The following is a 10,000-nucleotide window of genomic DNA, read 5'->3' as shown; positions in this document are numbered from 1 at the left end:
CGCTGGGGGCTCCGTGTCCGAATCCAACCACCGGTAAAGCACCGCTGCGTTAAACAAATATGACGCAAGGGTAAACGGCAGGCGGTGCTGTGAAGCTGAGGCGGCATTACAACAGTTTTATGACAGTTGTGTGAAGCCTGCGGGCCATTGATTGCTTTAGGCCGCCCGTACCGCGCGCAGGAAGGTGTCCACCGCCCCGTTAAGGCGTGCAGTTTCTTCGGCCAGATGCGCTGATTCCTCGCTGACGCAGGCGGCGGTCTGATCGGTTTCGTCGGCCGAACGGTGCACCTGTTGCAGGGTGCGCCCCACCGCCTGTGCGTCGGCGGCGGTCTGTTCGATGGTTTCGCCGATGCGGGCGGTCAGACCCGTCTGCGCCTCGACGGCCTGAGCGACGTCCTGAGCCGTGCGCCCCATGTCTTCGATGATGCTGCGGATGGCCCCGACGCTGTCCACGGTCTCACGTGTGGCGGACTGGATGTCCTGAATCTGGGTGGTGATGCGGCGGGTGGCTTCGGCGACGCGGCCGGAGAGGGTCTTGACCTCTGAGGCGACGACGGCAAAGCCCTTGCCGGCGTCTCCGGCGCGCGCCGACTCGATGGTGGCATTGAGCGCCAGCAGATTGATCTGGGACGCCACGTCGTCGATCAGGCCGATAATATCGGTGATCTGCGCCGACCGGGCCGACAGCGAATCGAGCTTGGCCGCCGCGTCGGCGGACCGGTGCGCCGCTTCGTGGGCGATGGCGTCGGAGCGGGCGCTGCGTTCGGCTATATCGCGGATGGCGAGGCTGAGGGCCTGCGCGGCTTCGGAGACGTGTCGGGCGCGCTCTTGCGTGTTGCGCGTCGCCGTGGCGGCGGTTTCGACGCCTTCGCGGGTGCGGATGGCGATTTCGGAGACATCGGCGGCGCGTTCGTGCAGACCGCCGACCGACTGCTTTACCCGGTCGAGTATGCGACAGGCGGTTTGTTCAAAGGCGGTAGCGGCCTCCGACATGGCGGCGCGGCGGCTGGCTTCGGCCTGAAGCGCGGCGTGCTCGGCGCGCAGGCGGTCGTGTTCCATGGCCTGCAATTGCTGCGAGCGGGCGGCGTTTTCCTGACGCACGCGTTCGGCGGCGTGGCGGTGACGCCCGACGATCAGCCCGGCGGCAATGGCCGCCAAAGCCGCGACGCCCAGACCGGTCAGCAGCGCATTGCGGATACCCTCCAGCCGTTTCAGGTAGGCGTCCACGCGGATATCGACGCCGACCAGACCGACAAAACGGCCCTTGTCCACCAGCGGCGCATAGCCCGACAGGAAGGTGCCCCATTTGTCCGTATAGGTGTCGGCTTCGACCTGCGGGGCTTTGGTTTCAAAAGCCTTTTCCAGCACCGGCGTGCTGTTTTCGTAGGTTTCCATCACGCCGGTCGGCACGACGGCTTCGCCCGGCTTTGGGATGGAGGCATCCATGATGAAGTGGGTCTTACCGTCCACCCGGACCATGGTGTAGATGTAGGCGAGGTCCGGATTGCCGCGCAGCAGGGCGAAATAGGGGGCGCGCACGTGCTCATAATCGGCATTGCCCTGATCTTCCGGGCGGGTGATGCGGGCGTGGGCGGTGGTGTCGGTCAGTTGCGCCGCGCTGACGGCGACGCGCATCAGATTGGTGCGCACCTCGTTTTTCAGCGCTGACGAAGCGGTAAGATAGACCGCCAGACCGGTGACGGCAGCGGCGGCAAACAGGGCCCCTCCGGCGATCAGCCCGTCGCGCCAGCCCACGCTTAACCGGATGCCCAAACGCTCAAGCATAGTCGCCCCCACCTGTTGCCGGCACGTGTCTGAGCCGACTCGTTTTCTGAACTGAACGTCCAGTAACGCTTCGTTTTTTAATGGAGGGTTAACCGTGGGGGCGGCGGCGGATAAAAGCTGTTTATGGTGCTATCTTGCCGCGCCCTGAGCCGACCTATTTCAGGATAAAGAGCACCTTCATCACATCGCGTAAATCGTTGGCCAGCGCCTCACGGTCGATGTCCGGATGGGTGATGGCGCGGATCATCATGCCGTCGAACAACATGTTGATGATTTCACCGCGCGCGTCCAGACGCCTGCGGTCACACCCCGGATTGAGGCGATCACAGAGGCTGCGGCCCAGTTCGCGTTCCTGCACATCGGCGGCCTGCACAATCGCGGCGACGCGCGGATTGCGTGCGGCTTCGGCCAGCACTTCGAGGGCCAGCGCGCTCTTGTCGGGGCCGTACTTGTGGTCCAGCGCGAAGTCGATGGTGTTGAGGAGGGTGTCCAGCAACTGATCGTCCGGCGTCTGGTCCCATTCAGCGAATTTGGCGCGCATTTCCGCTAGGTCATTAGCGACGATGGCTTCAATAATGGCTTCTTTATTCGCAAAGTAGCGATAGATAACGCCGACACTCATCTTCGCTTCGGCGGCGATGTCGGCCATGGAGGCGCCATGAAAACCGGAGCGTCTGACGCAGCGCAAGGTGGCGTCCAGAATCTGCTGGCGTCGCTCCTCGCGGCTTTGACGCGCACGGGGCAGGATAGGGGAATCGGCAAGTTTGGACTTCAAAGCTGTACTGGTCATCCGCGGTGGCAAACCCTTCGTGGATAAGGGGTTAACATTTTTTAATATTATCTCTGCGCTTGACATACACCAAAAAGCCGCGTAAGGCCAGAAAAAATGAGAATGATCGTTCACTCTCATTTCGTGCTGACACTTTCTTGCACATCCGTGCGACAGGTGTAGGGCTTGTTTTGCGTTGCACACTTTGATCTGCGCCAACGTATAAGGCGGCATTTACAAGTGACTGACATTTCGTTCCGGAGAGAACCCGCATGAGATCGCAATTTCCCCTTATGAAATCCGCAGCGGTGGTGCTGGCGCTTGGCCTCACCCTCACGGCCTGCGGCAAGAAGGAAGGCGGCCCCGGTGCGGGCGGCATGGGCATGGGCGGGCCGACCGAGGTCGGGATCGTCGTCGTGGCGTCTGAGCCGGTCAATCTGACGACCGAACTGTCGGGTCGCACCTCGGCCTACCTTCTGTCGGAAGTGCGTCCGCAGGTCAGCGGCATCGTCAAGGCGCGCCTGTTCACCGAGGGCAGCTACGTCAAGGCGGGTCAGCCGCTTTATCAGATCGACGCCGCGCCGTTCCAGGCCTCCTACGCTCAGGCGCAGGCCACCGTCGCGCAGGCCGAAGCCAATCTGACGGCGGCACGGCTGAAGGCCGAGCGCTATGCCGAGCTGGTCAAGATCAACGCCGTCTCCAAGCAGGACAATGACGACGCGCAGGCGCAGTACGCTCAGGCCAAGGCGACCGTCGCCGCCGGTCAGGCCGCGCTGCAAACCGCGGGCATCAATGTCGGCTACACCAAGGTCATGGCCCCGATTTCGGGCCGTATCGGCAAGTCGAACGTCACGCCGGGCGCTCTGGTCACGGCGGCGCAGGCCACCGAACTGACGCGTATCCAGAATATCGACAATGTCTATCTCGACATCAATCAGTCGGTCACCGAACTGATGGCGCTGAAGCGTGCGGCGGCGGCGGGTCAGATCGGTGAGGCCGCAACCGCCGATGTCGAAATGGTCCTCGAAGACGGCACGGTCTATCCGATCAAGGGCAAGCTGCAATTTTCGGACGTCAGCGTCGATGAATCGACCGGCACGGTCACGCTGCGCGCCCTGTTCCCTAACCCCAACGGCGTCCTGCTGCCGGGCATGTATGCCAAGGCGCGCATCGTGTCGGGCGTGGTCGGCAACGGCATTCTGGTGCCGCAGCCGGCGGTGACGCGCGATCCGAAGGGCAATGCCACGGTCATGGTGGTGTCGAAGGACAGCAAGGCCGAGATGCGCCCGATCAAGGTGGCGCAAACGGTCGGTGACAAGTGGCTGGTGACCGAAGGTCTGCAAGCCGGTGACAAGGTGATCGTGGAGGGTCTTCAGAAGATCCGTCCCGAAGCCCCGGTCAAACCCGTCAGTGTCGGTGCGGCCAAGGAAGCCCCGGCCGCTACGGCACCTGCGCAAAAAGCCAAGTAAATCAAGCGTTTTAAATAAATGACTGACGATGCGACGCCCGAAGTGTGTCCGTCGTCAGCCCCAGACCTCTATCTGCCAGACCTCCATCTGACTGCATCCGTTCCTGCAAAGGCACCGTCATGATCTCGCGTTTCTTTATCCATAGACCGATCTTCGCCTGGGTGGTGGCCATCGTCATCATGATGGCGGGCCTTCTGTCCATCGCCAACCTGCCGATTGCCCAGTATCCGCAGATCGCCCTGCCGCAGGTGTCGGTCAGTGCCTTCTATCCGGGCGCTTCGGCCAAGACGGTCGAAGACTCGGTCACCCAGATCGTCGAGCAGCAGATGAAGGGCATTGACGGCCTTTTGTACATGAACTCGACCTCGGACTCGAGCGGGGCGGCCTCGATCACCCTGACCTTCAAGGCGGGGACCGATCCGGACATCGCGCAGGTTCAGGTGCAGAACAAGCTGCAATCGGCCACGCCGCTCCTGCCGCAGGAGGTGCAGCAGCAGGGTCTGACGGTGGCCAAGGCGACCTCCAGCTTCCTGATGGTGGTGGGCCTCTATTCCGAAGACCCCAATGTCTCCGAACATGATCTGGGCGACTACATGTCCTCGACCCTGGTCGATCAGCTCAGCCGCGTCGATGGCGTCGGCACCATCCAGAACTTCGGGGCTCAGTACGCCATGCGTATCTGGCTCGATCCGGCCAAGCTGACCAGCTACAGCCTGACGCCGACCGACGTGATGAACGCCATCCGCGCCCAGAACACGCAGGTCTCCGCCGGGCAACTGGGCGGTCTGCCCGCCGTGAAGGGCACGGTGCTCAACGCCACCATCACGGCGCAGTCGCGTCTGACCCGCATCGAGCAGTTCCGCACCATCATCCTCAAGAACACCTCCGGCGGGGCCGTGGTGAAGCTGGAGGACGTGGCACGCGTCGAACTGGGGGCGCAGCAATATACCGGCACGGTGAAGTTTAACGGTCGTCCCGCGACCGGGGTCGCCATCAGCCTGGCCACCGGAGCCAATGCGCTCAATACCGCCAATGCGGTGAAGGCCAAGATGGCCGAACTGGAAAAGAACTTCCCCAAGGGCTACCACTACGTGGTGCCGTTTGACACGACGCCGTTTATCGAGCTGTCGATCCATGAGGTCGTGAAGACCCTGATCGAAGCCGTCGTGCTCGTCTTCGTCGTCATGTTCCTCTTCCTGCAAAACTGGCGCGCCACCATTATCCCGACCATCGCCGTGCCGGTGGTGTTGCTGGGAACGTTTGGTGTGCTGGCCGCCTTTGGCTATTCAATCAATACCCTGACCCTGTTCGGGTTGGTGCTGGCCATTGGGCTGCTGGTCGATGACGCCATCGTCGTGGTCGAAAACGTTGAACGCGTCATGCACGAAGAGAAGCTGCCACCCATGGCCGCGACCATCAAGTCGATGGAGGAAATCACCGGGGCGCTGATCGGCATTGCGCTGGTCCTGTCGGCGGTGTTCATTCCCATGGCCTTCTTCGGCGGGTCGCAGGGCGTCATCTATCGCCAGTTCTCGATCACCATTGTTTCGGCCATGGTCCTGTCGGTGGTCGTGGCCCTGATCCTGACGCCGGCCCTGTGCGCCACCCTGCTGAAGGCTTCGGACGCTGAACATCAGGACAAGAAGGGCTTTTTCGGCTGGTTCAACCGCAACTTTGACCGCATGGCCAATGGCTACCGCAACACGGTGGGCAAGATCCTGGGGCAGGGCGGTCGTTACATGATCGTCTTCGCGGTGATCGTCGGCCTGATGGCCTTCCTGTTCACCCGCATCCCGACCTCCTTCCTGCCGGAAGAAGATCAGGGGATCATGTTCTCGCTGGTGCAACTGCCGCCGGGGGCCACGGATGAACGCACCAGTCAGGTCATGGATCAGGTCGGCGCGCACTTTGCCAAGGACCCGGCTGTGGAGTCGAACTTTACGGTCAGTGGCTTCTCCTTCGCCGGTGTCGGTCAAAATGCCGGTATGGCCTTCGTCCGCCTCAAACCCTTTGAGGAACGCAAGTCGCCGGACCTGAAAGCCCCCGCTGTCGCCGGGCGCGCCATGGGTGCCTTCAGCCAGTTCCGTGACGCCATGGCCTTTGCCATCGTGCCGCCGGCGGTGTCCGAACTCGGCAACTCCTCAGGCTTCGACCTTCAGTTGAAGGACGTCGGGGGTCTGGGCCACGAAGCCCTGCTCAATGCCCGTAATCAGGTGCTCGGTATGGCGGCGCAGAACCCGTCGCTGATGGCCGTGCGTCCCAACGGCATGGAAGACACGCCGGAACTGAAGCTTGACATTGATCAGGTCGCCGCCGGTTCGATGGGCGTAAGCCTCAGCGACGTCAATGCCACGCTTTCGACCGCGATGGGCGGGGCCTATGTCAACGATTTTATCGACCGCAACCGCGTGAAGAAGGTCTATGTGCAGGCCGATGCCCCCTTCCGCATGAAGCCGGAGGATCTGAACCAGTGGTATGTGCGTAATAATCAGGGTCAGATGGTGCCTTTGTCGGCCTTCACGACCGCGCACTGGGCCTATGGTTCGCCGCGACTGGAACGCTATAACGGCGCGCCGTCGATGAATATTCAGGGTATGGCCGCGCCGGGCAAGTCGTCGGGTCAGGCCATGGCCGAGATGGAGAAGATCATCGCGCAACTGCCCCCCGGCATCAGCTACGAATGGACCGGCCTGTCGCTTCAGGAGAAGCAGTCCGGGGCCGAAGCGCCGATGCTCTACGCCCTGTCGATCTTTGTCGTCTTCATCCTGCTGGCCGCCCTCTATGAGAGCTGGTCGATCCCGGTGGCCATCGTTATGGTCATTCCGCTGGGCGTGCTGGGGGCGCTGATTGCCACCCTGTTGCGCGGCCTGTCGAACGACATCTATCTTCAGGTGGCCTTGCTGACGATCATCGGCCTGTCGGCGAAGAACGCCATCCTCATCGTCGAGTTTGCCAAGCATAACCACGAAAACGGCATGAATCTGATCGACGCCACGCTTCAGGCCGCCCGCGTCCGCCTGCGCCCGATCATCATGACGTCGATGGCCTTCACCTTCGGTATCCTGCCGCTGTTCTTCGCCGATGGCGCGGGGTCGGGCAGCCAGAACGCCATCGGTACGGGTCTGGTCGGCGGTATCCTGTCGGCCACCTTCCTGGCGGTGTTCTTTATCCCGCTTTTCTTTGTCATCATTGAAAAGATGTTCAAGGCGGACGAAAAGCACCTTAAGACTCTGGCGGCGGAGCGTGAAGCTCTGGCGGCGCTGGAACAGTCGCGTCACAACCGTGAGGACCACTAATGACACGCTCTCTTAAACTCGGTCTGATGCTCCCGGCCACGGCTCTGGTCCTCAGCGCCTGTACGCTGGCCCCGAAATATGAGCGCGGCACCCTGCCGGTGGCCGATCAGTTCCCGACGCCGGCCACGGCGCAGGGAGAGTCGGCGGAAACCCTGCCGTGGCAGAAGGTCTTCCTCGACCCGCGTCTGCAAAGCGTCATCTACGAGGCGCTGGTCAATAACCGCGACCTGCGCATCGCCACGCTGAACGCCGAGCGCGTGCGCGCCCAGTACAGCGTGCAGCGCGCCAGCCTGTTCCCCGGCGTCAATGGCACGGTCAGTGGCCGCCGCGGCGATACCGGCACCGGTACGGACACCGAGTCCTACAGCGCCGACATCGGGGCCTCATGGGAGCTGGACCTGTTCGGGCGCGTGCGGTCTTTGAGCAATGCTGCGCTCAATACCTATTTCGCCTCGGCCGAAAACCAGAAGGCGGCCAAGGTGTCGCTGATCTCGTCTGTGGCCACGGCGTGGCTGACTCTGGGCGCCGATCAGGAGCAGTTGCGCCTGTCGCGTGAGACCCTGCGTCTGCGCGAAGAGAGCCTGTCCCTGACGCAAAAGCGCTTTGACCTCGGGGCCACCGACGCGCTGGGCCTGCGTCAGGAGCAGACCCTGACCGAACAGGCGCGCGCCGATGTGGCGCAACTGGAAGCGCTGGTGCAGCAGGACAAGAACGCCCTGCGCCTGCTGGTCGGCGTGGAGGTCGAAGCCGCCAACCTGCCGAATGCACTGCCGGAAAACGCCGTGCTGAGCGACCTGCCGGTCGGCCTGCCGTCGGAGGTGCTGCTGAAGCGTCCGGACGTGGTGGCCGCCGAGTTTGATCTCAAATCGGCTAATGCCAATATCGGAGCGGCCCGCGCCGCCTTCTTCCCGCGCATCTCGCTGACCGGTGCGGTGGGCAAGGCCTCTACGGACCTCAACAACCTGTTTGACGGGGCCGATACCTGGAGCTTTGCGCCGTCGATCTCGGTGCCGATCTTCGCCGGCGGGGCCAATATCGCCGGGCTGGAAAGCTCGAAAAAGGCGCGGGATATTGCGCTGGCGACCTACGAAAAGTCGATCCAGACGGCGTTCCGCGACGTGGCCGATGCCCTGGCTGTGCGCTCGACCATCGACACGCGCCTGACGGCCCAGACCCGCGTGGTCGAAGCCGCCAGCGAGACCGAAGCCCTGTCGCGCGCCCGCTTCGATCGTGGTGTGGACTCGCGCCTGACCCTGACCGACGCCCAGCGCACCCTCTATGGCGCGCAGCAGGGCCTGATCACCACGCGCCTGACGCGGGCTCTGAACCTGACGCGGCTTTACGCGGCCACGGGCGGTGGTCTGCAATAGATTTATTGCGACGCTTTGCGCTTTGACCGCCTGAGGGAACCGGAATATCGTTCTCTCAGGCGGTTTTTTGTATGATCTCTCTCAATCCCCATCTTACCCTGACGGTTCAGTCTCTGGGCCATGAGGCGCAGCCCCTGATCATTGTCGATGAGGTGCTCAGCGATCCGCAGGCCCTGATCGCCGAAGCCGATGGGGCGGCCTTTCGCACGCCCGCGCCCGGATCGCGTTATCCCGGCCTTAATGCCCCTTTGCCACAGACCTATAAGACGCTGGTGGCGACGGAGCTTCTGCCGCGCCTGTTGCCGCATTTTGGTGTGACGCCGCAGCCTTTACCGCTGTTTGGCTTTTTCGGTGTGGCCACGCAGGCCCCCGACGCCATGGACGTGCGGCAGGCCGCGCCGCATATCGACGCCTTCAGCCTCAACAGCTTTGCCAGCGTGCATTACCTGTTTGAGGGGGATCTGGGCGGCACGGCCTTTTTCCGCCATCGGGCCAGCGGGCACGAGCTGATCACCCCCAGCCGCAGCTATGGCTTTGAGCGCGCCAAACGGCTGGAACTGGATGGTTTTGAGGGTAGCGGCGAAGCGGCACGGGCGCAGTTTTTTGAGCCCATTGCCGCTATTGAACCGCGCTTCAACCGGCTGATCTTTTATCGGGCGGGACAAATCCACTATGGTCAGGTGCAGGCCAGCAACCCGCGTCGCCTGACGGCCAATCTGTTCTTTGGTATCCGATAGCTACCGCTTTTGGCCTTATTTAAAGGCCGCCGCGATCTCGGCTTTCAGCGCTTTCAGCCGTTCGGGGGTCAGTTCGCCATAGGCTCCGCGGGCCTGAGCCGGCAGGTGCGCCATGGCCGCCTCGCTGTCGCCAAAGATAAACAGCTCAAACATGTGACGCCAGACGGCCTTCTGTTCGTCCGGCAGGTCCCTCAGCGCCACCAGCGCCGCCTTGAAGGCCAGTCGGGGCAGGGGCCGGGTGGCGTCTGCGTCGTTCCACCAGTAATTGACGAGGGCATTGAAGGGGGCCAGAGACTGCACCTGATGCCACCAGCCATAGGGGATGTATAGCGCATCGCCGGGATCCAGTTCGGCGACCTGCGCGCTGTCCAGTGCCGCCCGCAGCCGGGGCCAGCGCGCGAAATCCGGGCTGCGGATGTCGGGCAGGCTGAGCGGTGCGCCGCCGGGGGTAAAATCGTCCGGGCCGGGGTAGAGATTGGCCTGCTGATCCGGTGGGAACAGGGTGAAGCGGCGGCGTCCGGCCACGACGCAGGCGATATTGCGCATCAGGTCGTAATGGGTCTGTGTGGCCACA

The 10,000-nt window shown here is 62.9% G+C and carries 7 protein-coding genes; 4 read left to right on the top strand and 3 right to left on the bottom strand.

Features of this window, described 5'->3' with window-relative positions; genetic code table 11:
- Positions 1 to 156: 156 nt before the first annotated feature.
- Together LDL37_RS11135 and LDL37_RS11130 are read right to left on the bottom strand one after the other, a co-directional pair.
- Positions 157 to 1,785 (bottom strand): methyl-accepting chemotaxis protein, encoded by a 1,629-nt coding sequence (locus LDL37_RS11135; protein WP_290798115.1) that lies wholly within the window; start codon positions 1,783 to 1,785, stop codon positions 157 to 159.
- A gap of 154 nt (positions 1,786 to 1,939) precedes the next feature.
- A complete protein-coding gene (locus LDL37_RS11130; RefSeq protein ID WP_290798113.1) occupies positions 1,940 to 2,575 on the bottom strand; it encodes a TetR/AcrR family transcriptional regulator in 636 nt (211 codons plus the stop codon).
- A 251-nt stretch (positions 2,576 to 2,826) separates the two neighbouring features.
- Between LDL37_RS11130 and LDL37_RS11125 the strand changes: the two genes are divergently transcribed.
- The 4 genes from LDL37_RS11125 to LDL37_RS11110 all read left to right on the top strand — a co-directional run bounded on the left by LDL37_RS11125 (position 2,827) and on the right by LDL37_RS11110 (position 9,426).
- Positions 2,827 to 4,023, top strand: a complete 1,197-nt coding sequence (locus tag LDL37_RS11125) for an efflux RND transporter periplasmic adaptor subunit (protein WP_290798110.1) — start codon at positions 2,827 to 2,829, stop codon at positions 4,021 to 4,023.
- Positions 4,024 to 4,142: 119 nt separating this feature from the next.
- Positions 4,143 to 7,319, top strand: coding sequence for an efflux RND transporter permease subunit (locus tag LDL37_RS11120; RefSeq protein WP_290798107.1), 3,177 nt, complete (start codon positions 4,143 to 4,145; stop codon positions 7,317 to 7,319).
- Positions 7,319 to 8,689 carry an efflux transporter outer membrane subunit gene (locus LDL37_RS11115; RefSeq protein WP_290798104.1) on the top strand — a complete coding sequence of 457 codons (1,371 nt, stop codon included), beginning with the start codon at positions 7,319 to 7,321 and terminating at the stop codon, positions 8,687 to 8,689. Before LDL37_RS11120 ends, LDL37_RS11115 begins: the two co-directional genes overlap by 1 nt.
- Positions 8,690 to 8,760: 71 nt before the next feature.
- Complete coding sequence (locus tag LDL37_RS11110; RefSeq protein WP_290798101.1) at positions 8,761 to 9,426, top strand: DUF6445 family protein; 666 nt, start codon at positions 8,761 to 8,763, stop codon at positions 9,424 to 9,426.
- 15 nt (positions 9,427 to 9,441) lie between these two features.
- On the opposite strand, the gene LDL37_RS11105 is transcribed toward LDL37_RS11110, so the two are convergent.
- The coding region (locus LDL37_RS11105; RefSeq protein ID WP_290798098.1) for a cupin-like domain-containing protein at positions 9,442 to 10,000 on the bottom strand (559 nt) is incomplete at its 5' end.

The sequence above is a fragment of the Asticcacaulis sp. genome (assembly GCF_020217185.1).
Lineage (GTDB): Bacteria > Pseudomonadota > Alphaproteobacteria > Caulobacterales > Caulobacteraceae > Asticcacaulis.
The sequence above is the reverse complement of the archived record's forward strand: the minus strand, read 5'-3'. Positions and strand labels throughout refer to the sequence as shown.

What these genes read in the sequence shown, in the direction of transcription:
- LDL37_RS11115 (WP_290798104.1), top strand. Translation starts at nt 7,319, where the DNA reads ATGACACGCTCTCTTAAACTCGGTCTGATGCTCCCGGCCACGGCTCTG.
- LDL37_RS11120 (WP_290798107.1), top strand. Translation starts at nt 4,143, where the DNA reads ATGATCTCGCGTTTCTTTATCCATAGACCGATCTTCGCCTGGGTGGTG.
- LDL37_RS11130 (WP_290798113.1), bottom strand. Translation starts at nt 2,575, where the DNA reads ATGACCAGTACAGCTTTGAAGTCCAAACTTGCCGATTCCCCTATCCTG.
- LDL37_RS11135 (WP_290798115.1), bottom strand. Translation starts at nt 1,785, where the DNA reads ATGCTTGAGCGTTTGGGCATCCGGTTAAGCGTGGGCTGGCGCGACGGG.
- LDL37_RS11110 (WP_290798101.1), top strand. Translation starts at nt 8,761, where the DNA reads ATGATCTCTCTCAATCCCCATCTTACCCTGACGGTTCAGTCTCTGGGC.
- LDL37_RS11125 (WP_290798110.1), top strand. Translation starts at nt 2,827, where the DNA reads ATGAGATCGCAATTTCCCCTTATGAAATCCGCAGCGGTGGTGCTGGCG.